23 protein-coding genes and 1 tRNA gene are annotated in these 25,836 nt (G+C 62.0%); 6 read left to right on the top strand and 18 right to left on the bottom strand.

The features are described 5' to 3' along the window. Positions 1 to 132: 132 nt before the first annotated feature. The 5 genes from XH96_RS11205 to XH96_RS11185 form a co-directional block, all read right to left on the bottom strand. The gene (locus XH96_RS11205) at positions 133 to 1,362 is read right to left on the bottom strand and encodes an ABC transporter substrate-binding protein (protein ID WP_194392542.1); all 1,230 of its coding nucleotides are present in this window, start codon (positions 1,360 to 1,362) and stop codon (positions 133 to 135) included. Beyond that, complete coding sequence (locus XH96_RS11200) at positions 1,355 to 2,587, bottom strand: CaiB/BaiF CoA-transferase family protein (protein WP_194392541.1); 1,233 nt, start codon at positions 2,585 to 2,587, stop codon at positions 1,355 to 1,357. The genes XH96_RS11205 and XH96_RS11200 overlap by 8 nt, the downstream gene beginning before the upstream one ends. Position 2,588: 1 nt before the next feature. After that, entirely contained in the window at positions 2,589 to 3,740 is a 1,152-nt protein-coding gene (locus XH96_RS11195) for an acyl-CoA dehydrogenase family protein (protein ID WP_194392540.1), read from the bottom strand. Next, a complete protein-coding gene (locus tag XH96_RS11190; RefSeq protein WP_194392539.1) occupies positions 3,733 to 4,467 on the bottom strand; it encodes a FadR/GntR family transcriptional regulator in 735 nt (244 codons plus the stop codon). Before XH96_RS11190 ends, XH96_RS11195 begins: the two co-directional genes overlap by 8 nt. 252 nt (positions 4,468 to 4,719) lie before the next feature. Then, the gene (locus tag XH96_RS11185) at positions 4,720 to 5,697 is read right to left on the bottom strand and encodes an AraC family transcriptional regulator (protein WP_194394101.1); all 978 of its coding nucleotides are present in this window, start codon (positions 5,695 to 5,697) and stop codon (positions 4,720 to 4,722) included. A gap of 180 nt (positions 5,698 to 5,877) precedes the next feature. Between XH96_RS11185 and XH96_RS11180 the strand changes: the two genes are divergently transcribed. After that, positions 5,878 to 6,909, top strand: coding sequence for an aldehyde reductase (locus XH96_RS11180; RefSeq protein WP_194392538.1), 1,032 nt, complete (start codon positions 5,878 to 5,880; stop codon positions 6,907 to 6,909). Between the two features lie 651 nt (positions 6,910 to 7,560). Here the strand turns inward: XH96_RS11180 and XH96_RS39810 are convergent. The 11 genes from XH96_RS39810 to XH96_RS11125 form a co-directional block, all read right to left on the bottom strand. Next, entirely contained in the window at positions 7,561 to 7,791 is a 231-nt protein-coding gene (locus XH96_RS39810; RefSeq protein WP_194392537.1) for a hypothetical protein, read from the bottom strand. Positions 7,792 to 8,155: 364 nt separating this feature from the next. After that, positions 8,156 to 8,259, bottom strand: a tRNA-Ser gene (locus XH96_RS11170). 257 nt (positions 8,260 to 8,516) lie between these two features. Further along, positions 8,517 to 9,344 carry an enoyl-CoA hydratase/isomerase family protein gene (locus XH96_RS11165; RefSeq protein WP_194392536.1) on the bottom strand — a complete coding sequence of 276 codons (828 nt, stop codon included), beginning with the start codon at positions 9,342 to 9,344 and terminating at the stop codon, positions 8,517 to 8,519. Beyond that, positions 9,344 to 10,360, bottom strand: coding sequence for an alcohol dehydrogenase catalytic domain-containing protein (locus XH96_RS11160; protein ID WP_194392535.1), 1,017 nt, complete (start codon positions 10,358 to 10,360; stop codon positions 9,344 to 9,346). The genes XH96_RS11165 and XH96_RS11160 overlap by 1 nt, the downstream gene beginning before the upstream one ends. A 54-nt stretch (positions 10,361 to 10,414) precedes the next feature. Next, positions 10,415 to 11,566: an ABC transporter substrate-binding protein gene (locus tag XH96_RS11155; protein WP_194392534.1), complete on the bottom strand. Its 1,152-nt coding sequence runs from the start codon at positions 11,564 to 11,566 to the stop codon at positions 10,415 to 10,417. 37 nt (positions 11,567 to 11,603) lie between these two features. Continuing rightward, positions 11,604 to 13,214 (bottom strand): ATP-dependent acyl-CoA ligase, encoded by a 1,611-nt coding sequence (locus tag XH96_RS11150; protein WP_194392533.1) that lies wholly within the window; start codon positions 13,212 to 13,214, stop codon positions 11,604 to 11,606. A gap of 2 nt (positions 13,215 to 13,216) precedes the next feature. Continuing rightward, entirely contained in the window at positions 13,217 to 13,870 is a 654-nt protein-coding gene (locus XH96_RS11145) for an ABC transporter ATP-binding protein (protein ID WP_246790046.1), read from the bottom strand. Positions 13,871 to 13,917: 47 nt separating this feature from the next. Continuing rightward, entirely contained in the window at positions 13,918 to 14,682 is a 765-nt protein-coding gene (locus XH96_RS11140) for an ABC transporter ATP-binding protein (RefSeq protein WP_194392531.1), read from the bottom strand. 1 nt (position 14,683) lies between these two features. Next, positions 14,684 to 15,649, bottom strand: a complete 966-nt coding sequence (locus XH96_RS11135; RefSeq protein WP_194392530.1) for a branched-chain amino acid ABC transporter permease — start codon at positions 15,647 to 15,649, stop codon at positions 14,684 to 14,686. Continuing rightward, positions 15,646 to 16,518 carry a branched-chain amino acid ABC transporter permease gene (locus XH96_RS11130; RefSeq protein WP_194392529.1) on the bottom strand — a complete coding sequence of 291 codons (873 nt, stop codon included), beginning with the start codon at positions 16,516 to 16,518 and terminating at the stop codon, positions 15,646 to 15,648. Before XH96_RS11130 ends, XH96_RS11135 begins: the two co-directional genes overlap by 4 nt. An 80-nt stretch (positions 16,519 to 16,598) precedes the next feature. Beyond that, entirely contained in the window at positions 16,599 to 17,321 is a 723-nt protein-coding gene (locus XH96_RS11125) for a TetR/AcrR family transcriptional regulator (RefSeq protein WP_210337870.1), read from the bottom strand. Between the two features lie 139 nt (positions 17,322 to 17,460). On the opposite strand from XH96_RS11125, the gene XH96_RS11120 reads away from it, so the two are divergent. The 5 genes from XH96_RS11120 to XH96_RS11100 are packed head-to-tail and all read left to right on the top strand — an operon-like array spanning position 17,461 to position 22,950. Then, positions 17,461 to 17,913, top strand: coding sequence for a MaoC/PaaZ C-terminal domain-containing protein (locus XH96_RS11120; protein ID WP_194392528.1), 453 nt, complete (start codon positions 17,461 to 17,463; stop codon positions 17,911 to 17,913). Between the two features lie 34 nt (positions 17,914 to 17,947). Continuing rightward, positions 17,948 to 19,549, top strand: coding sequence for a carboxyl transferase domain-containing protein (locus XH96_RS11115; RefSeq protein ID WP_194392527.1), 1,602 nt, complete (start codon positions 17,948 to 17,950; stop codon positions 19,547 to 19,549). A 10-nt stretch (positions 19,550 to 19,559) separates the two neighbouring features. After that, on the top strand, positions 19,560 to 21,590 hold the full coding sequence (locus XH96_RS11110) for a biotin carboxylase N-terminal domain-containing protein (protein ID WP_210337869.1): 2,031 nt from the start codon (positions 19,560 to 19,562) through the stop codon (positions 21,588 to 21,590). Then, complete coding sequence (locus tag XH96_RS11105; protein ID WP_131868923.1) at positions 21,590 to 22,048, top strand: MaoC family dehydratase; 459 nt, start codon at positions 21,590 to 21,592, stop codon at positions 22,046 to 22,048. The genes XH96_RS11110 and XH96_RS11105 overlap by 1 nt, the downstream gene beginning before the upstream one ends. Further along, positions 22,048 to 22,950 carry a CoA ester lyase gene (locus tag XH96_RS11100; protein WP_194392525.1) on the top strand — a complete coding sequence of 301 codons (903 nt, stop codon included), beginning with the start codon at positions 22,048 to 22,050 and terminating at the stop codon, positions 22,948 to 22,950. Before XH96_RS11105 ends, XH96_RS11100 begins: the two co-directional genes overlap by 1 nt. Here XH96_RS11100 and XH96_RS11095 read toward each other — a convergent pair. Next, positions 22,940 to 24,055, bottom strand: a complete 1,116-nt coding sequence (locus tag XH96_RS11095; RefSeq protein WP_194392524.1) for an ABC transporter ATP-binding protein — start codon at positions 24,053 to 24,055, stop codon at positions 22,940 to 22,942. The genes XH96_RS11100 and XH96_RS11095 overlap by 11 nt on opposite strands. Before the next feature lie 14 nt (positions 24,056 to 24,069). Continuing rightward, a complete protein-coding gene (locus XH96_RS11090) occupies positions 24,070 to 25,836 on the bottom strand; it encodes an iron ABC transporter permease (RefSeq protein ID WP_194392523.1) in 1,767 nt (588 codons plus the stop codon).

Raw genomic sequence — 25,836 nt, 5'->3', positions numbered from 1 at the left:
CATCTTGAATCATATTCGCCCCAGATCCGGAATCCCTTCCGATTCAATAAATTCGTGAACCGCTCTAGCATCAGTATGGCGCCATCAGGTTCTGTTGTATGGGACGACGCGGAGCGCGCGACAGCTATCGAGCTATTGCTTTCGCTGAACCAAAGGGCACTCGCTATCTGCCAACGGCCGGAACGCGTCCTTGCCGGGTATTGTTGTAACGACTTTCATAAGATCCCACTCGCCCTTAGACTCGGAAGGATCTTTGGTCGCAAGAAGGTACATGTTCCTGATCACGCGCCCATCATCACGAATAGCTCCATCCTTCGTCATGAAATCGTTGATCGGCAGCTCTTTCATCTTCGCCATGACGGCCTTTGCATCCTTCGTGCCTGCCGCCTTCACAGACTTCAGGTAATGCATGGCGGCGCTGTACGTACCAGCCTGCACCTGGGTCGGCGGTTGCCCGTACTCTTTCCAGAAGCGCTTCGAAAACTCCCGCGTTTCGTCGTTCTGGTCCCAGTAAAAGGCCTCCACAAATTGAAGGTCCTTCGAGGCCTTGAGCCCCAGCGAGTGAATCTCGGTCACCTGCATCAAAAGGCCGACGATCTTCTGGCCGTTTTGCTGAATGCCGAACTCGGCGCCTTGTTTCAGAGCCGTAATTGTATCGTTGCCGGCATTGGCTAAACCGATGATCTGGGCATGCGAACTCTGGGCTTGCAGCAAGAACGAACTGAAGTCGGACGTATTGAGCGGATGCCTGACCGCACCAAGCACCGTACCACCCAGCGCCTTGACGAAACTCGCAGCGCTTGCCTCGAGCGCTTGTCCGAAGGCGTAATCGGCCGTGATGAAATACCAGCTCTTTCCGCCCTGGGCGACCACTGCGGCCGCCGCACCTTTGCCGAGCGCGTAGGTATCGTAGACCCAGTGAACGCCGGTCGGCGAGCAGGCCTTTCCAGTGAGTTCAGCGGTCGCGGGGGTCGTCGCGAGAGTGATCTTGGTCTTCTCGGCGGCAAGCTTTTGGACCGCGAGTGCCGCCGCAGAGCTGCCCATGCCAATTATCGCATCGACGCCTTCGACATCGAACCATTTTCGCGCGATATTCATGCCGATGTCGGCCTTATTCTGCAGGTCGGCCGACGTCATTTCGATAGGTTTGCCGAGAAGCGAACCACCAAAATCCTGGATCGCCATTCGGACGGCCAGCACGTTGCCCTGTCCCGAATTTTCCGCGTAGGGACCGCTCATATCGTCAAGCACCGCGAGCTTGACGGGGCCATTCGCGTCCTGCGCGGACAAGGCATCGCTCAAAGCGGCAAGGCACGCGAGTGCTGAAAGCACGGTGGTAGCAAGAGCAATCCGTCTAGCCATGAGGTTCCTTCCCGGAAGCACGAGCCTTTGCGGCTCTGATGATTTTCTTCTCAAGCAACTCGGCGATGACTTCGGTGTCCAACCCGACCTCCCTCAGGACTTCGACCGTGTGCTCGCCCAATGCCGGCGCGTGTCGAGAGACCTCCGGGGACGAGACAGACCACTCCGTCGGAATCGCGATATCCCTGACCGGTCCTTCCGATGGATGCTCGATCGTTCGGAAATAGTTGATGGCGAGCAGGTGCTCGTCGCTCAAGACATCCTCCAAAGAGTTCATGCGGGCCACGGGAATGTCAGCTTCGGTAAAAATGTCGATCCATTCCGCCGTCGTACGTGTTGCCAGCACGCCGGCCAGATACCCGTAGACTTCGTCGATGTGAGCGAGCCTCTCGCTTTGCGAGGAAAACCGCTTGTCGTTCTCGAAAATATCCGGCTGCCCGATTGCCGCGAAAAAACTCCGCCAGTGCTTGTCTGTGTAAACGAGCGTGCAGATATACCCGTCTCGCGTCCGGTGCGGACGACGGTTGTGCGCCAGGCTCCGCTGATAACCGACCCCACCGACTGGGGGCTCGAACATTGCACCGGCAAGATGTTCTCCGAGCACGATCGTCAGAAGGCTCTCGAACATCGGCACGTCGACACGCTGCCCTTCGCCGCTGAGGTCGCGATGGCGCAGAGCGGCCACTGCGGCAAAAGCAACCTGCAGGCCGACAATTCGATCGGCGAGGATCACCGGCGCATAGCGCGGCTCGGACGATCCCGCCTTCAGCGACAGCCATGGGATGCCGGACATTCCTTGGATCAGATCATCATAAGCGGGGCGCGCGCCATAGGGACCGCGCTGACTGAAGCCAAATGCTCCCACATAGACCAGCCGCGGATTGACTGCGCGAAGGTCCTCGTACCCCAGTCCCAGCCTCGCCATCGCCTGCGGTCGGATATTGTAGAGGAGAACGTCCGCTCGCTCGGCCAAGCGAAGCAGCAGCTCGCGTCCTTCCTTCGTCTTCAGGTCGACGACGATGGACCGCTTGCTGCGGTTTGTAGACATGAAGAGGTGGCCCATACCAGGGTTCTTCATGGGACCGGAGAGCCGCATCACATCGCCATCGGGCGACTCGACCTTGATGACGTCGGCGCCGTAGTCGCCCATCAACTGACAGGCATAAGGCCCCATTACGACCGTTGTCAGGTCGAGAACCCGAATGCCTTGGAGCGGACCGCCCATTCTAGGCCGCGCGCTCTCTCAGCATCTCACGCGCGATAACGAGTTGCTGGATTTGGCTGGTTCCTTCGTAGATGCGCAACAGGCGTGCGTCGCGGTAGAGCCGTTCGATCGGGTATTCCTTGATGTATCCGTACCCACCGTGGATCTGCATCACGCGATCGGCAATCCGGCCGAGCGCTTCTGTCGTAAAGTATTTGCAGCAGGCTGTTTCCTTGGTGACCGCCCTCCCCTCGTCGCGCAGGTGCGCGACACGTTCCACCATCGCTCGTGATGCCAGCGCCTCCGCCTGGCAGTCGGCGAGCATGCCCTGGATCAGCTGGAACTGCGCGATCGCGCTCCCGAACTGGACGCGTTGCGAGGCGTAGCGCACCCCCTCATCTATGATGCGCTCGCTCATGCCCGTCGCAACGGCGGACATGTGAAGGCGCGCATGATCCAGAGACTTCATGGCCGTCTTGAAGCCAACGCCTTCGCGGCCGCCCAGAAGAGCGGTCGCCGGAACGCGGCAGTCCTCGAAGATGACATCGGCGGTGTGCGCTCCGCGAAAGCCCATCTTCTTGTTGCGCGGCCCGATGGTGATGCCGGGCGTGTCTCGCTCGACGAGGAATGCGGAAATGCCCGACGCCCGCTGCTCCTTCGAGCCGGTACGCGCGAACACCGTGAAGATGCCCGCATGAGGCGAATTGGTTGTGAATCGCTTCGTGCCGTTGATGATATAGCTGTCGCCATCTCTCACAGCGCGCGTCGTCAGCGAAGCTGCATCCGATCCCGCGTCGGGCTCAGTGAGGCAGAAGGAGGCCACAAGGTCGCCCGCTGCTATACGCGGGAGATATTTTCCCCGCTGCTCCTCCGTACCATCGATGATGATACCGAGCGTACCGACACCGTTACTGGTGCCGAAATAGGAGCGGAATACAGGCGAGGCATAGCCAATCTCGCAGACGACGGCGACCTCCTCGTACATCGACAGACCAAGCCCGCCATACGGCTCGGGAATTGTCATTCCGAAATAACCGAATTGTTTGAGACGCGCGACGATATGATCGGGAATTTCGTCGTGTTCTTCGACCCATTCCTCTGCGGCAATGAGCTCCTCGCGGACGAAGCGCCGCGTCTGATCGACCATGGATCGCAACGTTTCCGCGTCAGCCATCGAGCTTTCCTCTTCTTCCCTGCGCCTTTTTCGCGGCATCGAGATAGTGTTGATGCAGTATCTTCAGGTGGCGCTCCATCTCGCTCACCGCGCGTTCCGCATCGCCGCCACGCATATGCTTCATGAAGCGCCTGCGCGACCGGATAACATCGACACCCATCACGGAGCCAAATTCGGCGATAAAGTCGCTGAGGATGCTCATCAATGACTTCATCATCATGATGAGGATGGGATTGCCCGTAAGCTCCGCGACCAGGATATGGAACTGGACGTTGGTCTGCGTCTTCAGCGCGAGGTTTCCAGCCAGCGTTTGACGTTCGGCCTCGTCGATATTCGCATCGAGCGCTGCAAAACCCGCTTCGTCGGCCCTCCCGAGAGCGGCCTTGATCACTGCCGATTCGATCGCCAGCCGGGCTTCGGTGAGTTGGGCGAGATCGATGCCCCCGACGGCCACCATGCCTCGCATGATTTTGGTGAGCGGCTGCGGACCGCTGGTTACAACAAAGGCGCCTCCTGCAGCACCTTTGCGCAGTTCAACCTGGCCAAGTGATTCCAGAGAACGCAAAGCCTCCCGCACGACATGGCGACTGACCGCGAAGGTCGACGCGAGATCCCTCTCGTTCGGCAGTTTCGCGCCGGGCGAGAACCGTCCTGACTGAATTTGCTCGCCGATCTGCCGAGAGACTTCCTCGAACAATCGGGCTGACTTGACCGTGGTGAAGTTCATCCCCGTCTATTACTCCAATGATTGGACCAAATCAAGCCTTCAGATTGCGGCTTCGGATGCGGTGAATTTGGCCGCCGTTTTGCAGGAGCAAGAGCGCCTTGGACGGCGCCGCGGTGCTTAACCAAATGGGATTGACATCCCGCGGATGAGGTCAGTGGCCGCCTAGCGCAGGCTGCATGCTCGACGGGGCCGTCGGTGACGCCAGCCGCTGAGAGCGATTCACGGTTGAGGCTTAGTTTCCAGGCAAGCTAGCTAGCTCAGCCCCGCGCTCGCCTGAGGGCCTTCACTCCCGCGCTTCGCAACATGCGAATTGGAGACTCCGCCCGCAGTCCGGCACGCTCTGGGCGATTTGCCGGTCACGCGCTTGAAGGCATTACTGAAGGCGCTTTCCGACGCATACCCGAGCGACCGAGCGATGATTGCGACCGGGGTCGCCTCCTCCCGCAAGGCACGTTCGGCAAGATGCATGCGCCATTCAGTGAGATAGGTCAGCGGCGCAATTCCAGCGACTGTTCTGAAGTGAAAAGCGAATGTGGTCCGGGACATGGCACAAGCGCTTGCCAGCTCTTCCAAGCGCCAGGCGCGGGCCGGCTCGCCATGCATCAGACGTAACGCTGGCGCGAGACGCGCGTCCCCCAGGGCCCGCAACCAGCCGGCTGGCATATGGGTTCCGGTCTTCAGGTGGGCACGAATGATCTGAATGAAGAGGAGCTGAGCCAGCTGCGCCACGGCAAGCTTCGCGCCGGGCAAAGCTGAGGCTCGCTCCTCGACCAGGCGCTCGAGCAGCCAGCGGAAGTTTATCGCCTGGGGTGATGCCGCCTGTATGTGAATCCACGGCGGCAACACATCCGCCAACAACCTGCCGCTCACCGGATCAAGCAGCACGTGACCGCCGATCTGGGCAAAGTCGCTGCCATCGCCGAGCCGGGCCATCGTCCCGCCGGCGCCGGAGAACAGATCCATGGCATCCGTCGGCGCCACATCCATATTGCCAGCCAGCATGAAGGAACGAGGCGCCGCCAAGAGTCCGACATCGCCGGTTTCAAATCGAATGGGATGCGACTCGCCATCGATGCTGACCCAGCAGCCGCCCTTGACGACTGCGAAAAACTTGATGGTTTTCGGCACCGGAAAGCGGATGGCCCATGGACCTCCGGCCGTGAAGCCGCCGGTCACCAACGTTTCAGCCCGTGTGAACCTGAGGATGTCTGAGAAAGGATCGTCGGACATTTTCGAACTATTACGCAAGTAATGCGGACTTTCAAGCATTCACAATCCGGCGGCGCGATCTCATTGTTCATCCAGCCAGCGGACCGAGCCGATCAGGCCCAGGCGCCCGAACGATCCGGAAGAGCGGGTATCCCAAGCCGTTGATGACGAAGCCCGCTAGGCGACTATCAGGAGAACGATATGAGTGAGGAGATGGTGCTTGTCACCGGAGGGACCGGATTCATCGCGCAGCATTGCATTCTGGCGCTGCTGGATGCCGGCTATCTCGTTCGGACCACGGTTCGATCGTTGGCGCGGGAAGCGGAAGTTCGTTCGAATCTCAAGGTTGGCGGTGTCGACGCCGAAGATCGCCTCTCGTTTGTCGCCGTTGACCTTACCGCCGACCGCGGTTGGACGGAGGCAGCCGACGGTTGTACCTACGTGCAGCATGGGGCTTCGCCAACACCATCGGGAAACCAGGTTCGTGAGGAGGATTGGGTCAAGCCCGCTGTCGAAGGCAATCTCAGGGTCTTGCGCGCAGCAAGGGATGCTGGCGTGAAGCGCGTCGTCCTGACCTCCGCCTTTGGCGCAATCGGCGTCGGACACAGACCGTTGAAGCGGCCATTCAACGAGCTGGATTGGAGCGACTTGAGCGGCGACGTGGCGCCGTACCAGCGATCGAAAACCCTGGCCGAACGAGCCGCGTGGGATTTCGTGGCCCGCGAGGGCGGCGGGCTCGAACTGTCGGCTGTCAACCCGACTACGGTTCTCGGGCCCGCACTCGGCTCCGACTACTCACACTCCATCCGGCTGATCAAGAACATGATGGATGGCCAGCCGGGATGCCCGAAGGTCAATACCTGCGTGGTCGACGTCCGGGACGTCGCTGATCTGCACTTGCGCGCAATGACCAGCAGCGCCGCCCGCGGTGAACGTTTTCTCGCGGCCGCGGGCGAGAGCATGTGGTTAGCCGAAATTGCGAAGGTGCTACGGCAATGCATGGGAGCGGCCGCCAGCAAGGTCTCGACGCGGGTTCTACCCAACTGGTTCATACGTCTGATTGCGATCGGGAACCCCGCGATGAGACAGATCGTACCCCACCTCGGGGTGAACATGAATGCAACGGCCGAAAAAGCGAGACAGTTGCTCGGTTGGGCCCCACGCTCAAGAGAGGAAGCGATCCTCGCGGCAGCCGAAAGCCTGGTAGGGCTCGGTCTGCTGAAGGCGCCTTGACTGGACGATGTAAGCTGCATCGCGCATTCGCACTATGGAGCCCGATTGCCTGAAAGCTTCTCACGACTTCCCGCGAAAAAATCCGCCGATCTTCGCGGCCTCGATCCCGGTTTCCACTATTTTGACGCGCCGCTTGGGGCAGTAAGAAGCTCGCCTAGATCAATGCTCAGACCTGCACTGGCTACGCTGATGACAGCTGTAGGGACCCCTGCTCTGTCTCGACAACCGCGGATCGAAGCCAGATCCTGCAACACCACGAAACCCAGGTGCTTCCCCTGATTTGTGAGTTTGAACAGCTACCTAGTCGCGAGCTATCCGGCCCCGACTGATAAGCTTTCGTCAGTTAGTCACCGGACCCAAGCTCGAAGCAAGAATAAAACTGAAAAGGGAGTGTAAACGGCGCTCGTTTTGCCGTTTGATCAAACCGCTAAGTGTTTAGTTTATTCGGTGGACGCACCAGGGCTCGAACCTGGGACCCGCTGATGAAGAGGCCGATGATTTGGCAGGAAAATCAACGCCCATTCCGACAACTGAACCATCTGACTTGCATTGACCATTCAATGGATACTTCCTTTGTCGGAATGAAGGGTCGCGTTGATCAGCCCCGCGAGGAAAGCGGAACCTGCATCTGCTCGACTAGTTGCACGAGTTTCAGGTGACGCTGGCGGCAAGCGCAGCGGCCTTGGGACGGAGTTCAGCGGCAATTTCAAACGAGCGCAGTCGGGCCTTATGGTCGTAGATCTGGGCCGTCAAAATGAGCTCATCCGCCCGGGTCTCGGCGATGATCCGGACCAGTCCGCTTTCCACGGTGCGGGGCTGCCCACGGTCGAATAAACCAGCGACTCCTTGACCATCGACCGCTCTGTGGGCGAGCTGCGCCAATCCATATCATCGACCGGCGGCGGCAGCGGTCCCGGTGAGCTCCGCCTTAAGCTGATGAACTGCTGCAACGATGTGAATAGATGCTGCGCCTCCGCATCGGTATCCGCCGCAAAGACATTGACACCTACCATGGCGTACGGCGCTTGCAGAAATTACGACGGCTGAAACCGGGAGCGGTATATGTTCAGGGCGTTGAACAGCTCTCCAGCCGCAAAGTGCGCCGCAAATGCAAATGGGAGCCCAAGCGTTGCGGCGAGTTGGTGTCGCGCGATGACTCTCATTGTCGGCGCTGTTGGCCGTGGTTTAAAAAAGACCGTTTGAAAAATCAGACGCTCAAACGGGTTTGCCCGCTAAGGTGCTGATTTGGTGGGCGCACCAGGGCTCGAACCTGGGACCCGCTGATTAAGAGTCAGCCCTGGATTGAGAACAATCAATGACTTACTGGTCGCCCACTGGGCTTATCCGACCGAAAACGGGCATTCGTCGCACAATTGCACGGCCTATCATCCCAAGGGGTCGCAACACTGTCCCTAGGGACTTATTGCCCACTTCGGGCGCCTATTGCTCTCGCGACCCAAGTCCGCAGAGGCGGTCGACGCAGACGGCTTGTCTTTCGCGGGGCGACCGCAATCCGGATTTGGCTCATGCCACCGAGCAGACTTGCTGAGGGCTGCGGAAGTCATACCGGATTGTCGCAGACAACAATCCAGTTAGAACCACGCAAATCACCCTCGCAAAGGAGGGAAATTCGGGGGGCGCTTCTCGATGAAAGCACTCATTCCTTCCTGCCATTCCGCACCTCCGATCAACATCGCCAGCGTCTCCAAGCCGATGTTCCTGGCGGATGCCAGATCGGTATCTCCACACATGCGTACGGCCATCTTTGATTGCGCGACAGCGCGTGCGCCAAGAAGCCGAAAGCGACGAGCCAAATCCATTGCTGCAGGCAGAAGTTCATCTTGAGGGTGCACACTGGTCAGAAGACCATGCATCAGCGCGTCCTGTGCAGTGATGTGACTGCCCAGCAGCACCCATTCCATGGCCTTGCCGCGTCCGACCAGACGATGAAGCTTCTGTACGCCGCCGGCGCCTGCGAGCGCTCCGATCCGCACCTCCGGCACGCCAATCTTGGTATCGTTGGCCATGAGCCGGAAATCGCAGGCCAAGGACATCTCGCAGCCGCCCCCCAGCGCGAAGCCGTTTATCGCCGCGATGACTGGCATCGGCACCGTCTCGATCCGGTCGAACAGCGTCGCGATCGGCTGCAAATACCGATCGCGTAGCGCGAAGCTGCTGCTTCCGATCCGCGCGTCTTCGCTGGTGAAATAGCGCAAATGTGCGCCAGCGCAGAACGCCCGGCCTTGCCCGGTGATGATAAGCGCCCGCGCGCCGCCGGCAACGCTCGCGGTCAGCGCTGCGTCGAGCTCCTCGAGCAGTTCGAGGCTGAGCGTGTTCATCTCGCGCTCGCGGGTCATTGTCGCGAGCGCGATATCGGGCTCGGGCCAGGACAACGTGACGGCCTTGCCGATGAACTCGGCTTTGTCGGCTGACATCAAGAACCACCTCTCTGTTTCATCGGCGACAAGACGATCCGTCCGCTCGAAAGCCCGGCCTCGACGACCCGATGCGCTGCCGCGGCATCATGCAGATGGCGGACCTGCTCCACAACCGGCCTGATCCGCCGCCTTGCAACAAGCTCGAGCGCATCGGCAAGCTGGCTGCGCGAGACACCCTTGGCACTTAGGATCGAGACGTTGCGCAGGAAGAGTTGCGCAGGATTGATCGTGATGAAATCGCCGGTCACCTGTCCGACCACTACCATACGCCCATCGTCCGCCATGCTACGCCGCACGGTTTTGAACACTGGGCTGCCGACATTGTCGATCGCGACGTCGACGCCCCGGCCATTGGTCAGCCGGCGGACCTCGGCAGAAAACTCACTACCCCTCTCGACCACGATCACTTCATCCGCACCGGCTTCGCGGATACGAGCGGCCTTGGCCTTGCTTGTCGTCACCGCGATCGTGAAGGCACCGGCCAGACGGCTGAGCTGCACACCGTGCAGGCCAAGTCCGCCGCCGGCACCGGTCACCAAGACGCAGTCCCCGGTCTGCACCCGGCCAACCTCCCGGACGGCATTGAGCTCAGTCCCGATCGTGCAAGCGACGATCGATGCTTCCTCCATGGAAACGGCCGGAGGGATTATCTGCACAGCATCCGCATCTACGCAGACCATTTCGGCGTAGCCCCCATTGAGCCCGGCATCACCGAGAAAGACGCGGTCGGGGCACGACGTCTCGTGCCCGCCGCGGCAATGCCTGCAACAGCCGCAGACGTGGCTATAGGTCGTGGTGGCGACGAGATCGCCGCACTGCAATCCGCCAACGCCCTGACCGAGCTTCTCGACCGTCCCGGCCACCTCGTGCCCGAGGATGACCGGCATGGCGACGCCGCGCCGATAGGTACCGTTACGTACCACGACATCATGGAAGCAGACGCCGCAGGCGGCGACTGCGATCCTGATCTCACCCGGACCGGGCTCGCGCGCGACTATTTCGGCGACGCGCAAGACGTCGGGTGGGCCGGTACGCTCGGCAATGACGGCAAGCATCGGATCAGTGCCTCAGTTCGCCGACAGCCAGCCCGAGATGATCTTCCACTTGCCGCCCTCCGCCTTCATGATCGCGCCCGAAAGCGCGCCAGCATGCTGGTCAGAAGCAAACGAGAGCGGCGCCATCAGGCCGGTATCGAAGTTCTTCATCCCCTCCAGCGCCGAGACAATCGAGGCTTCGTCCGTCTTGCCGCCGGTTCGCTTGAGAATTTCGGCGAACAGCTTGCCGGACTGGTAACCGTGCATGCTGTATGTGGTCGGTTTGCTGTTGGGCTTGTATTTCTGCTGCGCCGCCAGGAACGCCTTGACCGCAGGCTTGTCGGAATCGAGTGGCTCCATCACCGCGATCGCGATCGCGCCTTCGGCCAGTGGGCCGGCGAGCTGGAAGGTCTGGGGATCGCCGAGCGCGTTGTGACCACTGAACTGCGGCTTCCAGCCGAGGTTGTTGGCTTCGCGCATCACCAGCGCCGCATCCTTTGGAATGCCGAGGAAGACGACATGTTCGACACCCGCCCCCTTCGCCTGGGCAACGACACCGGAGAAGTTGGTGGTGCCGCGGTCGAAAGGCAGTTTCGTGAGCGGGACATTCGCGCTCTTGAACCGCTCCTCGAGACCGGCAACGGCATCTTGGCCGAAATCGTCGTTCTGGTAGATCGCGGCGACCTTGGTCTGCTTCAGCTCCTTGAGGATATAGTTGGCGAGGACCATCATCTGCACCCGCACCTCCGGCAGCGTCGTGAAGACATCACGGTTGAGCGGCGTAGTCAGCGCGTGGGCAAAGGCATACGGAAACAGCAACGGCGTCTTGCTTTCCATGACGAATGGCAGCAGCGCCGCCGACGGCGCGGTGCCGGTCACGGCGAGCAACGCGACCACCTTGTCCTGCTCGACCAGCTTTCGCGCGGAAGCGATGGTGCGCATCGGCTCGTAGCCGTCGTCCTCGGCGATGAACTGGAGCTTGCGCCCGTTCACCCCGCCCGCGTCGTTGACTTCGCCGAACGCGACTTCGACGCCGTCGCGAACGCTTTGCCCGAGCAGCGACAGGCCGCCCGAGAACGGACCGCTCATGCCGACCTTGACCAGTTCCTGCGCACTGGCAGGCAAGGCCATCATCGCGACAGCCGCCGCGCACGCCAGGCTCCTTCCCAATACTTTCCAGATCATGCTTCCTCTCCCATTCATGTTTTTGTTGATAGAACGCTCAGCGCTCGAGCTTGAGGCCAACAGCCTCGCGATCCCACAGGAATGCACGGTTCTGCTCGGCCCAAGTCTTCAGCTTGTATTTTTCGATCTTCTCACTCGCAGTCTTGGGCAAGGCGTCAATGAAATGCACGAAGCGCGGCACCATGAAATGCGCCATGTTGTGGTTGGCAAAGCGCACCAGCTCCTCCTCGCTGACCTTCGCGTTGTCGCGACGAACGACATAGATCATCACCTCGTCCTCGCTCAGTTCCGAGGTCACCGGCACGGCAGCGACCTCCAACACGGCGGGGTGCTTCGCCACGAGCATCTCCACCTCGTATGCCGAGATGTTCTCGCCACGGCGGCGGATGGCCTCCTTCTTGCGGTCGACAAAATACAGGTAGCCGTCGTCGTCGAGCCGGCCACGGTCGCCGGTGTGAAGCCAGAGATTGCGCATATCGCGCACCGTCGCCTCCGGCATCTTGTAATAGCCCGACATGACGATCCCCTGCTCGCAGGGGCGCACGCAGATCTCGCCGACCTCGCCCGTCGGCAGCGGATCGTCCTCATCGTTGACGATCAGGATCTCGGCGAGGCCGCGCGGCCGGCCAGCCGAGGCGCCTTTGGCTTCGGGATCATCGGGGCAGAACATCGTCACGGCGAAGGTTTCGGTCATCGCATAAAGCGAGGTCACCTGAACGCCAAAGCGATCGGAAACATCCCGATAGGATTCCCGTGACAGCGGCACGATCATGGCCTGGCGCACGCGATGATCGCGATCCCGCGGCGACGGCGGAGCGCGCAGCAGAATATTGGTCATGGCACCGAGCGAATTGAACTGGGTGGCGCCTGTCGCCCTGATCTCGTCCCAGAAAGTGCTCGCCGAGAAACGCGGCGAGATCGCCAGCGTGCAATCGGCCCAGAAAGCCGCGTAGCAGGAGTACCAGAGTGCGTTGCCGTGAAAGAGCGGCAGGCAGGTAAAGATTACGTCATCGCTGCGATAGCCGTAATTCCCTGCCAGCGAGCGGCCTACGCCATGTGCTTGTGAATGCGGGCTGATCACCCCCTTCGACGGGCCAGTGGTGCCGGAGGTGTACATGATGTATTGCGGGTCGCTCGCCTGCACCAATTCGGGATCCGGCTCGACGGGGGAAGAGTTCGCCAGCACCTTGATATCGACCAGCGGCTTGCCCAGGCTCGCGAGCTTCGCCCCGGCCCCACCATGGGTAACAAACGTCCGAATATCGTTCTCGACCGCCAGGGCTTCGGCCATGCGATCGGCCCATTCGCTCGCCACCACGACCATGGACGAATCCGATTGCGTGACGAAGTAGTGCAGGAGGTCGCCCCTCGCCGCGGTGTTGAGCGGCACCGATACCGCGCCAAGCTTGCCGAGTCCCCAAATTGTCCAGATGAACTCCGGACAGTTGGGCATCATGATCGCGACGTGATCTCCCTTGCGGACGCCAAGCTCAGCAAATCCGTTGGCGTAGCGATTGGAGATATCGTGTGCCTCGGCGTAGCTATACCTCTCATCGCCATGAATCAGCCAGGTGCGGCCGCCGATGCGTGCCGCCTTGTCAGCCAATAGTCGTCCAATGGTGCGCTGCTTGAGAGGATAATCATGCATCGTCAAATACCAAGGTAAGCGTCGACCAACTCGGTCGATCGTTCGAACTCGTCCCGCGGTCCTTCCATCACCACGCGGCCGTACTTGAGCACATAGAGATAGTCAGCGAATTTCATCGCGAGCCGTGCATTCTGCTCGACGACGAGCACCGTGATGCCGGCCCTGCGCACCTCGTCGAGCTTGGCGAAGACCTGCTTGACGATGATTGGCGCAAGCCCGAGGCTCAATTCGTCGGCCAACAGCACCTGCGGCGAGGCCATTAGCGCGCGGCCGATCGCCAGCATCTGTTGCTCCCCGCCGGACAGCGTGTAGCCGAACTGCCGCTCGCGCCGCGCTATCGGGGGGAACATCTGCATCACCTTGCCGTAGTCGCCGGTGAGATCCCGCCCCCGGCGCGCGTACGCGCCGATCATGAGGTTTTCCTTCACTGTCAGGTCCGGAAAGATGCCGCGGCCTTCGGGCACATGCGCTACGCCACGACGCACGATCTCCTCCGGGCTCAAGCCATCGATGGCGTTGCCGAGCAGAGCAATGCTGCCCGAAGACGCGCCGACGATTCCGCTGATCGCCCGCAGCAAGGTCGACTTACCCGCACCGTTGGCGCCAAGGATCGCGACGAGGCTGCCCGAGCTCACCTTGATCGAGACGTCGCGCAACGCTTCGACCGCGCCGTATCGGACGTTGAGATTGGTAATTTCTAGCATCAGGCGTCCTCGCCGAGATAGGAGGCCATCACCTTGGGGGCGCTGAGCACATCGGCCGGCGCGCCGTTGGCTATCAGCCGGCCCAAATCGAGCACGACAAGACGGTCGCAAAGACGCGAGACGAACGGCATGTTGTGCTCGACGACGAGAATACCGAGACCGAGTTCCTCCCGCAGGCGGAGCAGAAGATCGCGGAGCTTGGCGACCTCGGCGTCGTTCAGGCCGGCGATCGGCTCATCCAGCAACAGGAACCGGATATCCATCAACAGCGCGCGGCCGAGATCGACCAGCTTGCGGTGACCGTAGGGCAGATTGCGGATCGTGAGCTCCGCGCTATCGGACAGTCCGAGGCGACCAAGCACCTCCTCGACTCGCCGCGCCGCGTCGCGCTCGGCCTTCCACATGTTTGGCAGCTTCAGAAGCTCGCTGACGAGGCCATAGCCGAGCGAACGGTGGCAGGCGATCAGCAGATTTTCCTGCACCGAGAGATCGGCGACCAGCTCCGGATGCTGGAATACGCGGCCGATGCCGCAGCCGGCGACGCTGGCCGGCGGCAATTCCGAGAGCACCTTTTCATCGAGCCGCACCCGGCCCCGGCTCGGCCGTGTGATCCCGGAAACGCAATTCAGAAGCGTGCTTTTGCCGGCGCCGTTCGGCCCGATTAGGCCGACGATTGAGCCCGATTCCAGCTCAAAGGTGACGTCGCGTAGCGCGTGGATGCCACCGAAATCAACCGAGACTTCTTCGATCGAAAGGCGTGCCATCTCAGCTCCTCCGCCCAAGACGTCGCACCAACCCCCAGAGGCCCTGCGGCATCAGCACCATGACGACGACGAGCAGCAGGCCAAACACCAGGCCCGGCGCGTCCTTGATGCCGCGCAACAGCTCGGGAACGATGACGTAGAAAGCCGCGCCGACGATCGACCCGCCGATGGTGCCGAGCCCGCCGATTACGACCATGCTGAGGAAGGCGATGGAGAGACCTACGCTGAAATTCTCGGGGTGGATGTATCGGACCAGATAGGCGAACAGCCCGCCGGCAACCGCCGCATAGAATGCGCTGATGGCGAAGGCGATCACCTTGTAGCGCGCAGCGGGAATGCCGAGTGCGCCGGCCGCAATCTCGCTTTCCTTGATGATCAGGAGCGCGCGTCCGGTACGGCCGCGGCTGACATTCCATGCGCCCCAAATACCAAGCGTCACGACCGCCAACGTCAGGTAATACAGACCCATCGCGCGCAGCTCATACCCGGCGATCACTGGCGGACTGAGCGCGAGACCGCCGCCGCCGTTAGTGAGGCCGCGCCACTCAAAGATGATCTTCTGCAGCACCACGCCGAAACCAAGCGTCGCAATGGCGAGATAGAGGCTCTTGAGTCGCATCGCCGGCACCGCGACGACGGCGCCCACGCATGCTGTGAACAAAGCCGCCACGAGAAGCGACAGCAGATAGGGAACACCCGCGCTTTGCGTCAGGATCGCGGTGGCGTAGGCACCGACGCCGAAGAAGGCAGCATGGCACAGGCTGATCTGGCCGGCATAACCGGTGAGCAGATTGAGCCCGAGCGCAACCAGCGCGAACACGCCGGTCAATGTCAGCACGTAGAGCCCGTAGCCATTCAGCACGAACGGGGCAGCGCAGGCTGCGGCAAGACAAAGGCCGAGCAACGCTCCCGCGCCAACTGACGTGGCCTGGCGCTGCGTGCGCTCCATGTCGGTTGCGGCGCTCATACTTTACGCACCTTGACACGGCCGAAGACACCCTCGGGCCGCACGATCAGCACGGCGATGATGATGATGAAGGTGATGGCCTCCCCGAAAGCCGGCGAGACATAGGCACCCACCAGGTTCTCCGCGACCCCGAGCGCGAGGCAGCCGAGGAAGACGCCGATCAGGCTGTGCAGGCCGCCGAGCACCCCGCCGGCGAAGGCCTTGATGAGAAGCGCCCCCATCAGATTGGTGTCGAGGAACAGCAAGGGCGCGACCAGGATTCCGGCTATGCCGCCGATTAACCCGCCAAGGCCCCATGCGATTGCCGATGTGCGCGAGATCGACACGCCCATCATGCGCGCGACCGTGGGGTTCTGGCTCGCCGCGCGCAAGCCGATACCGATCCAGGTGAAGCGGAGAAACCAAGTCATCGCCACGACAATCGCCAGGCCGGCCAAGATGCTGACGACGCTGGCGACAGGGACCGGCACACTTCCGATCATGAGGGGGGCAGAGAATGCGAAAGGCGACGGGAACGTATAGGTCTGATGCCCCCAGATCAGTCCGGCGACGCTGTTGAGCACGATATTGAGCCCGAGCGTCGCGATGATCGCCGACAGCACCGGACTGCCGATCAGGGGCCGGATCACGACCTGCTGGATGACGATGCCCTGCACCATACCGAACAGGATCGCGACCGGCACCGCTTGCCACCAGGTGAGGCCGACGCTGTCGAGCAGCCAGTAGGCGAAGAACGTGGTCACCATCGCCATCTCGCCCTGAGCGAAGTTGGCGATGTCGGTGATGTTGAGCACGACGACGATCGCGATGCCGACCATTGCATAGAGGCAGCCGGCCGCGAGACCTCCAACGATGAGATTGGCGATCATGACAAAATCTGCTCCCTCACGCCGTCAAAGCGATGAAGAAAGATTTTTTGAAGCCCCCGGTCTTCGCATCTCTCCCGTCCTCATCGTCTTCCTCCCACTTTGACTTTCTTGTCAGTCTTTTTTGCAATTTTCGTTACGCGCGCGCCGTGCCCACGCAAGCCGAGCGAGCTCAGGCTCAACGGCGGCCCCGCACTCGACGGAAGCTCACCCACGTCACTTGCCATGGCGGCCACCGGCGATGACGAAACCAACCTCTCGAACATCTGGGCGAGGGCCGCGTTGAGCTGATCGGGCTTCCAGGCGCCGCTCGGCTTGAACCATTTCGGCACCCAATTCATGGCGCCCAGAATGACGAAGACCGCGAGCTTGGGATCGCACGGCACGACGCTCCCGTCATCGATCCCCTCGCGAATGAAGCTGCGCAGGGCCCGCTCGAAGCGGTCGCGCTGCCGCACGAGCTTGGCCTGATCTTCCGGCTCCAGAGCCTTGTCTTCCATCAGCACGACGCAGCAATTCAGCTCATTGATCAGCTGCGCGACGTAGTAGGACATCGTCAGAACCAGCCGCTCTCGGCCGTTGCGCCCCTCTTTGCGCGCGCGCTCCATGCTCGCGAACGCCGCGTCCATGGCATGGTCGAAACACGCGGCCAGCAAACTGTTCTTGTTCGGGAAGTAGTGATAGAGCGCGGCCTTCGTGACGCCGAGGCTCGCCGCGATCTCGTTCATCGACGTCGCGTGATAGCCCTTGAAATTGAACGACGCCGCGGCCTCGCGCAGCACCTCGAGGCGCTTGATCCCGTGCACGTCTTCCCTGGTCGGAAACAAATCGACCTCCCCATCTTGCCGGCCACCAAGCTACCCGCTAGTCTACTGTCTGACAAGTCGGTTTGCTAACCGTCCGGTTAGTTAGGCAGTAAGTGGCAGCCGAATAAGGGGAATTACGTTGGGTCTCTACCTGGAAGAATTCGAACTCAATCGTACGCGCAGAACGCGTGGCCGGACGGTAAACGAAGGCGACGTCTCGCTATTCGCCGGGCTGGTCGGCGACCACAACCCGCTGCACGTCGACGAGGAATTCTCCAGGAAGAGCATCTTCGGCAGCCGTGTCGCGCACGGGCCGCTGGTGCTCTCGAGCGCGATCGGCCTGATGTCGCAGATGAACTGGATCGACGGCACCGCTATGGGCCTGCTGGGCGTGTCGTGGGAGTTTCAAGCACCGGTCAAGCCCGGCGACACCATCAGCGCCAATGTCACCCCGCTCGAAGCCCGGCCCAGCAAGGTGGCCGGACGCGGCGTTCTCAAGCTCGGCTTCGAGGTTTTGAACCAGCGCGACGAGATCGTGCAGACCGGATCGATCGTGCTGCTGATGCAGCGTCGCCCCGACGGCACGACCTGAACCCAATCGAGAAGAGACTTCGGCGACATCCAATATGGCAACGCTCAACAGCGCGATCGATCCGCGATCTCCGACCTTCCAGGCCAACGCAGGCGTCTATGACGGACTGCTGAAGACCCTGCGCGCGCGACAGGCCTGGTCGCTCGCAGGCGGCGGCGACCGCATGGTTCAACGCCACCGCGACCGCGGCAAGATTCCGGTGCGTGAGCGGATCGATCTACTGGTCGATCCGTTCAGCCCATTCATGGAACTGTCGCCGCTCGCCGCATGGGGGCTTTATGACAACGCGGTGCCTGCCGCGGGCCTCGTCACCGGCATCGGCACCATCCGCGGCGTGATCTGCATGATCATCGCCAACGATGCTACCACCAAGGGCGGGTCGTTCTTCAAGGAGACCATCCGCAAGCACGTGCGTGCGCAGGACATCGCCTTCGAAAACAAGTTGCCAGTTGTCTATCTCGTCGATTGCGGTGGCGCCAATCTGCAGCGGGGCGACGAGGTATTTCCGGACCAGGATCATTTCGGCGGTGCATTCTACCGGCAATGCCGGATGTCCGCGGCCGGCATTCCCCAGATCGCCACCGTGTTCGGCGAATGCACCGCCGGAGGCGCCTATATTCCAGCGTTGGCCGACGAGGTCGTGATGACCGCCGGCAACAGCAGCGTCCATCTCGGCGGCCCGCAGATCGTGAAAGCCGCGATCCGCGAGATCGTCGATCGCGATACGCTGGGTGGCGCGGAGATGCACAGCACGGTTTCCGGGGTCTCCGATCATTTCGCGCGTGACGAAATGGAAGCGATCGCCAAGACGCGCGATATCGTCGGCGCCTTGAACCGCGTGCAGAAATTTCATGGCGATATCCGCCCGATGCGCGCTCCCCTGTTCGATGCCTCGGAGATCCCCGGGATTGTCGGCGCCGATCTCAAGGTGCCGTTCGACCAGCGCGAGATCATCGCGCGCATGGTGGACGGCAGCGAATTCCACGAATTCAAGCCGCTCTATGGTGCGACGCTGATCTGCGGCTTCGCCCATATCCACGGACTTCCGATCGGAATCATCGCCAACAACGGCGTCCTGTTCTCGGACTCCTCGCTCAAGGGTGCACACTTCATTGAGCTGTGCGACCAGCGCAACGTTCCGATCCTGTTCCTGCAGAACATCACCGGCTTCATGGTCGGATCGGAGGCGGAACGGACCGGAATTGCGAAGAATTCGGCGAAGCTCGTCTATGCCGTCTCCAACGCGCGCGTGCCGCGCTACACCGTCGTGACCGGTGGTTCCTATGGCGCGGGCAATTACGGCATGAGCGGCCGCGGCTTCCGGCCGCGCTTCATGTTCATGTGGCCGAACGCCCGCCTCGGCACCATGAGCCCAGACGTCGGCAGCTCGGTGCTGATGGACCTGCGTCGATCCAGCATCTCGCGCAATCCCGCGACCGAAGCCGACCTCGCCGCCCACGAGCAGCAATTGCGCCAGATGTTCGACGAGCAGTCCGATCCCTATTACTGCACGGCGCGGCTCTGGGACGACGGCCTGATCGACCCTTCCGATACCCGCGACGTGCTCGGGCTCTGTCTTGCGATCGGCGCGATGGAGCCGCCCGTCACCGGCACGCGGCCGGTCTATCGAATGTAGGATGTTGCCCGTGTCGCTGCTCTTGAGCCCCCGCCCCATCGGTTCGGTCCTGATTGCCAATCGCGGCGAGATCGCGCTTCGCGTCATGCGGACCTGCGCACGTCTCGGCATCCGCACCATCGCCGTCTTTTCGGATGCCGACGCGCAGGCGCCGCATGTCAATGCCGCCGATGAGGCCATCCGGATCGGTCCGCCGCCGGCGCGCGCCAGCTATCTCGACATCGATGCGATCCTCTCGGCCGCGAGGCAGGCCGGCGCCGATGCGATCCATCCCGGTTACGGCTTCTTGTCGGAAAACGCGACCTTCGTGAAGCGCTGCGAAGCGGCCGGGCTGATCTTCGTCGGCCCGTCGGCAAGGGCGGTCGAGCAAATGGGATCGAAGATCGAGTCCAAGAGGATCGCTGCTGCCGCCGGCGTGCCAACAGTGCCCGGCTATCACGGCGACGATCAGAGCGAAGCCACGCTGGCAAGAGAGGCCAGCAGGATTGGTTTTCCCGTGCTTATCAAGGCCTCCGCAGGTGGTGGCGGGCGCGGCATGCGCCGCGTCGACGACGCAGCGGACTTCGCTACCGCACTTGCCGCGGCCAGGGCCGAAGCCGAAGCCGCTTTCGGCGACGGCTCGATCCTGCTCGAGAAATTCATCATGAACCCGCGCCATCTCGAAGTGCAGCTTGCCGGCGATCGCACGGGCAACCTCGTCCATCTGCTCGAACGCGACTGCTCGGTGCAGCGCAACAACCAGAAGGTCCTCGAAGAGGCCCCCGCTCCCAATCTGCCTGACAGCGTGCGCGCAAAGCTGTTCGATGCCGCGCTCAAGCTTGGCCGCACGATCGGTTACGACTCCGCCGGAACCGTCGAGTTCATCATGGACCGGGACAGCGAAGAGCCGTATTTCCTCGAGATGAACACTCGCCTGCAGGTCGAGCATCCCGTCACCGAGCTCGTCACCGGCATCGATCTGGTCGAATGGCAACTGCTCGCTGCGGCAGGAGAGAAACTTCCGCTCACGCAGGACAAGATCCGCGCCCGTGGCCACGCGATCGAGGCGCGTATCACCGCCGAGCGCGCCGACCTCGGCTTCCAGTCCGCAACGGGCAGATTGTTGACCGTGAACGCGCCGCACGGCCTGCGCTTCGACAGCGGGGTCGAGACCGGCTCGCACGTCAGCCTCTATTACGACTCGATGCTTGCCAAGCTGATCGCGCAGGGACCCGATCGCGCGGCCGCTCTGACACGCCTCGGCACAGGGCTTTCGGAACTGACGCTGCTGGGCGTTCCTACGATCCAACCCTTCCTGCGGGACGCCGTACGGCAGCCGTTGTTTGCCGAAGGCCACGCCACCACGCGCTTCATCGAGACCGCCTTTCCAGACGGCTGGCGGCCAAATGTGGACGAATTGCGCAGCCTGCGCGCGGCAGCCTGCGTGGTATGGGCGGAGCTGGATGGTGCGGAGCCGGCTGCGCACTGGGTCAACCCCTGGCAGCGCCGCAGCGCCATCCGTGTCACGGCGGCCGTCCGACCGGCGAAAGCATCGCTTCATCTCGCCGATGAATACGGCCAAGCCGACGCCGAGGTCCTGGTCAACCGCGATGGCATCGCCGTCGAGCTCGATGGCGTGTCGTTCGACCTCGGCAGGCCTTTCATCGAGGGCGGTGAGATCAAGCTCGCCTCCCCCTCGGGCCGCCCCTTCATCGCCCTGCGCGAAGGCAACGTCGTCAGCATCGCCCGCGAAGGGCTGTCGCTATCGGCGACCATCCGACTGCGGATCGAGATGCCGCGCGAGCACGGGAGCCTGGAGAAGTCCGGCAACGCGATCGAGGCACCGCTGCACGGCGTCGTCTCGCAACTCCATGTGGCGCTTGGCGATACCGTAGAGCGCGGAGCGCCGGTCATGCAGATGGAAGCGATGAAGCTGATCCACACGCTGCGAGCCCAGGTCGCCGGCCGCATCGACCAGATACGCTGCAGCGTGGGGGATACCGTCCCGGCGGGCGCCGTCCTGATTGAAATAACGCCGAACGAAACCGAGGAGAAGACCTGATGGCGGGGTTGTGGTTCGAGGAATTCACCGACGGAATGGTGTTCAACCATGAATGGTCGCGCACCATCACCGAGACCGACAATGTCTGGTTCTCGCTGCTCACCATGAACGTGCAGCCGCTGCACATCGATGCGCATTACGCGGCGAAATCGGAGTGGGGCAAGCCGCTGGTGAACAGCCTGTTCACGCTTGGCCTTCTGATCGGCATGACCGTCAACGACACCACTCTCAACACGACGCTGGCCAATCTCGGCATGACCGACGTGCGCTTTCCGAAACCGCTATTCCAGGGCGACTCGGTGAAGGTGCGAACCATCGTCCGCTCAAAACGCGAAAGCAAGTCGCGCCCCAACGAAGGCATCGTGAACTTCTACCACGAGATGACGAACCAGAACGGCGATGTCGTGGCGACCTGCGAGCGCGCGGCGCTCATGCGCAGGCGGCCGAAGGCGGCCTGATGCGCTCGTTGCTGTTCGTTCCTGGCAATTCAGCGAAGATGATTGCCAAGGCGACGGCAAGCCGCGCCGACGTCATCATCCTCGACCTCGAGGACGCCATTCATCCCGACGCCAAGCCGGAGGCGCGCAGGCTCGTTGTCGAAACGCTCGCCGGCGCAAGCACCGGTCCACGGCGCTTCGTGCGCGTCAATTCGCTCGATACCGCCTGGTGCCGGGAGGATGTGGAAGCGATCCTCCCCGCGGCGCCGGACGGTCTCGTGTTGCCCAAATCGTCGGGACCGGAAGATGTCATCAGGCTGAGCGAGTTTGTCGATCGCCACGAGCCCCGGGCCAACAAGGGCGCGACCGGGATCATCGTGGTCTGCACCGAAACTCCGTCCTCCACGCTGTCGCTCGCGGCGAAATCCTGGCGGCATCCGCGGCTCGCCGGGTTGATGTGGGGCGGCGAGGATCTGTCGGCAGCGATCGGCGCAACCGCCAATCGCGACGATCAAAGCCGCTATACGGCGCCGTTTCTGATGGCGCGGAACCTCTGCCTGCTGGCGGCGCGGGCCGCAGGCGTGGCGCCGATCGACGCGGTCTTCACCGACTTTCGCGATGGCGATGGCCTGATCCGCGAGGCCGATGCGGCCCGCCGTGACGGCTTTTCAGGCAAGGCCGCGATTCACCCATCTCAAGTCGAAATCATCAACCGCTGTTTCGCGCCGACGGACGAGGAGCGCCGCTGGGCTGGACGCGTTATCGCTGCATTCGAAAGCGGCGGGAAGGGCGCAGTGCAGCTCGACGGCGTTATGCTCGATGCCCCCCATCTGAAGCAGGCCCGCCTTATTCTTGCGGCCTCCCAGGGCGGAATGACGCCTGTCGGGCGGCTCTTGCGAGGGCACCCGCCTTTCAAGCCGTAACATCTCCTCGCGGGACGGCCCAGGCCGCGCGTTGTGACACGACCACATTCACATTGTCCCCGATCGCATGAGCATCGAAAGCGGACATATCGACATTGAGTTGACCATTATCAGTCTGCACCACGATCGATCGAGTCGCTCCACGGAACGTCGAATGGGCGATCCTCCCAGACCAGCGTAATTCCTGATCACCGGCATCCGAGCCGGCGGACGCGATCCGGGCATCTTCCGGCCGCACCATGACGGTGACTGCTTGCCCGGGACGCGCCTCGTGCGCGGCCTCACAGCGACCACCCCAACCCTGCCCCACAACATCCAGCCTTACGCGGCGGCCATCGATCCTTGTGCATGCCTTGACTTCAGCGTCGAGCAGATTTGGCGTGCCGAAGAACGCAGCCACGGTACGGCTGGCTGGAAATCGATAGATTTCCTCCGGTGCTCCGATCTGCTGGATGCGACCACGGTCCATCACAACCACCCGATCCGACAGCGCCATCGCTTCGGATTGATCATGCGTGACATACAACGTCGTCATGCCGAGCCGTTTCTGGATAGCGCGAAACTCGTCGCCCATCTGCAGCCGGAGCTTTGCATCGAGGTTGCTCAGCGGCTCGTCGAGCAGAAGCACTTTCGGCTCGAACACGAGCGCCCGCGCGATGGCGACGCGCTGCTGTTGACCTCCGGACAGGGCTGGTGCCGGGCGATCCGCGAATCTCTCCATCTCGACCAAGCGCAGGGTCCGCGCCACCGCCTCCTGGATTTCAGCGTTGGGGCAGCGGCGGACCCGCAGCGGATAGGCCACGTTCTCGAAAACGCTCATATGCGGCCATATCGCGTATGACTGGAACACCATGCCGAGACGCCGCCGCTCCGACGGCACGAAGATGCCGCGCCCGGCATCGCTGACAACCTCGCTGCCGATCGAGATGCGGCCACCCGAATTTGGTTCGAGACCCGCAACCATGCGCAGCGTCGTGGTCTTGCCGCAGCCGGAGGGCCCGAGCAGCGTGACGAATTCGCCCTGGTTGACGCGCAGATCGACATCGGCGACAGCTGCGAAATTGCCAAAGTTCCGACTGACCTTCTCGAGAACGACCTCTGACATGGCGGATCTCCTTCTCATAACGCGCCGACGCGTGGCCTCAAGAGCCTGAGTTGCACCCATCGAAACAGGATGACGAGCGCCATCATCATCAAGCCGATCACGCTCACCTGCTCGGCGTTACCGTTGGCCCACAGCTTCAGCAGCACCACAGACAGGACCTCGGAACCGACTGAATAGAGCAGCACGGAGGCACTGAGTTCGCGCATGATCCCGAAGAACACCAGCACCCAGCCGACGGCGAAGGACGGCCACGCCAACGCGATTATGATCCGCCACATCGTTTGCAGCCAGCTTGCGCCGTGGACGCGCGAGCACTCCTCCAGATCGTAGGAGAGCTGGGCATAGGCGCTGGACATCACGCGGACCGACAGTGGCGTGCCCAGGGAGATGTAGGCGAGCAACAGCGCCCAGATCGTGCCGTAGATCGGGATCGCGTGGGGCAGCAGGGCAAAGCCCCAGAGGAAACCGACGCCGAGCACGATACCGGGCATCATCCATGGCAGCCAGGCCATGGCATCGATCAGCGAGCGTCCACGCCATTTGGTTCGGACGGAGATGTAGGCGACTGCGCCACCCAGGACCATGGTCAGGGTGGCGCCGATCAGCCCCAGCAGCATCGTATTCCGGAAGCCGCGCCAGAATTCCGAGCTGCCAAAGACGTTCCGGTAATGGTCAAGCGTCAGCATGTCCCATTCGTAGAAGCCAAAAAACTTGAAGAACGACCCGATCAACAGCTGGCCGAGCGGAAGCACCACCGTCACGACAAAAAACAGCACGCAGAAGCTGAAGGTCGCCCATCGCCAGCTTCCGAGCTTAATGACCCCGGGCGAATAGCCCTTGCCGCTGACGGTGACGAAGCTCCGCCCTCGCAACAGCCGCCATTGCAGCAGCACGATCAGGAACAAGAGCGCCATGATGACGAAGCTTGCTGCGGTCGCGTATTGATATTGCGGCGGCGAGCGCTGGTTGATCGAGTCGTAGATCTCGGTCGTGATGACGCGGATTCCGGCAGGCGTTCCGAAAAACAGCGGCGACTCGAAATTCTCGATGCCGCGGATGAAGCTCAGGATTGCACCGCTCGTCAGCGCGGGCAGCATGAGCTGCAATGTCACCGTCCGGAAGGTCCGCCAGCGCGACGCGCCGCACATGCGTGCCGCCTCTTCCAAGCTCGGATCCATAGCCCGGAACGCGTCGACGATGAGCAGGAAAAGGAACGGCACGGAGTACTGCATCATGTGCCAGACCACCCCGCCATACGAATAGACGTTGATTGGAGAATCCGTGGATCCCGTGATCCATTGATAGAGCTGATTGAGCAGCCCCACTTGCGGATTGCCCAGCATGCCCCAGGCCATGGCGGTCAGGATCGGCGGGATGAAGAACGGCAGCGTAACCAGCACCTCCAGCGTTCCGCGGAACGGCGTGTCGGTGCGCGCCAGGATCCAGGCCAGCATGACCGCAAGCACGACCGAAGGGATGGTCTTGGCGAACGATATGCCGATCGTGTTCAGCAGGGTCAGCAGGCTTTCCGGGGTCAAGACCTGCTGGTAACCGTCGAGGTTGAACGTTCCCGCCATGCCCGGTGGTGTCGAGTGCAGGCTGCCATAGAGCAGCATCGACAACGGATAAACGGACAGAAATCCCAACACCGCGACGAGCACGACCAGAGCCGTCGCCCGGCTGGTTGGACCTGTCTGCAGCCGGCGCAGCCGGACCTGCAGGCCGGCCGCAACTGGCGCCTTGCCGACCTCTCCCACCCGATCATCCACAGATAACGCCAT

Source organism: Bradyrhizobium sp. CCBAU 51765 (assembly GCF_015291725.1).
GTDB lineage: Bacteria > Pseudomonadota > Alphaproteobacteria > Rhizobiales > Xanthobacteraceae > Bradyrhizobium > Bradyrhizobium liaoningense.
Note: the sequence above shows the minus strand (reverse complement) of the source record. Positions and strands in the feature narration are given on the sequence as shown.

What these genes read in the sequence shown, in the direction of transcription:
- XH96_RS11105 (WP_131868923.1), top strand. Translation starts at nt 21,590, where the DNA reads ATGGCGGGGTTGTGGTTCGAGGAATTCACCGACGGAATGGTGTTCAAC.
- XH96_RS11150 (WP_194392533.1), bottom strand. Translation starts at nt 13,214, where the DNA reads ATGCATGATTATCCTCTCAAGCAGCGCACCATTGGACGACTATTGGCT.
- XH96_RS11200 (WP_194392541.1), bottom strand. Translation starts at nt 2,587, where the DNA reads ATGGGCGGTCCGCTCCAAGGCATTCGGGTTCTCGACCTGACAACGGTC.
- XH96_RS11155 (WP_194392534.1), bottom strand. Translation starts at nt 11,566, where the DNA reads ATGATCTGGAAAGTATTGGGAAGGAGCCTGGCGTGCGCGGCGGCTGTC.
- XH96_RS11095 (WP_194392524.1), bottom strand. Translation starts at nt 24,055, where the DNA reads ATGTCAGAGGTCGTTCTCGAGAAGGTCAGTCGGAACTTTGGCAATTTC.
- XH96_RS11180 (WP_194392538.1), top strand. Translation starts at nt 5,878, where the DNA reads ATGAGTGAGGAGATGGTGCTTGTCACCGGAGGGACCGGATTCATCGCG.
- XH96_RS11090 (WP_194392523.1), bottom strand. Translation starts at nt 25,836, where the DNA reads ATGGCGTTATCTGTGGATGATCGGGTGGGAGAGGTCGGCAAGGCGCCA.
- XH96_RS11195 (WP_194392540.1), bottom strand. Translation starts at nt 3,740, where the DNA reads ATGGCTGACGCGGAAACGTTGCGATCCATGGTCGATCAGACGCGGCGC.
- XH96_RS11165 (WP_194392536.1), bottom strand. Translation starts at nt 9,344, where the DNA reads ATGTCAGCCGACAAAGCCGAGTTCATCGGCAAGGCCGTCACGTTGTCC.
- XH96_RS11130 (WP_194392529.1), bottom strand. Translation starts at nt 16,518, where the DNA reads ATGATCGCCAATCTCATCGTTGGAGGTCTCGCGGCCGGCTGCCTCTAT.
- XH96_RS11100 (WP_194392525.1), top strand. Translation starts at nt 22,048, where the DNA reads ATGCGCTCGTTGCTGTTCGTTCCTGGCAATTCAGCGAAGATGATTGCC.
- XH96_RS11115 (WP_194392527.1), top strand. Translation starts at nt 17,948, where the DNA reads ATGGCAACGCTCAACAGCGCGATCGATCCGCGATCTCCGACCTTCCAG.
- XH96_RS11140 (WP_194392531.1), bottom strand. Translation starts at nt 14,682, where the DNA reads ATGGCACGCCTTTCGATCGAAGAAGTCTCGGTTGATTTCGGTGGCATC.
- XH96_RS11205 (WP_194392542.1), bottom strand. Translation starts at nt 1,362, where the DNA reads ATGGCTAGACGGATTGCTCTTGCTACCACCGTGCTTTCAGCACTCGCG.
- XH96_RS11135 (WP_194392530.1), bottom strand. Translation starts at nt 15,649, where the DNA reads ATGAGCGCCGCAACCGACATGGAGCGCACGCAGCGCCAGGCCACGTCA.
- XH96_RS11185 (WP_194394101.1), bottom strand. Translation starts at nt 5,697, where the DNA reads ATGTCCGACGATCCTTTCTCAGACATCCTCAGGTTCACACGGGCTGAA.
- XH96_RS11190 (WP_194392539.1), bottom strand. Translation starts at nt 4,467, where the DNA reads ATGAACTTCACCACGGTCAAGTCAGCCCGATTGTTCGAGGAAGTCTCT.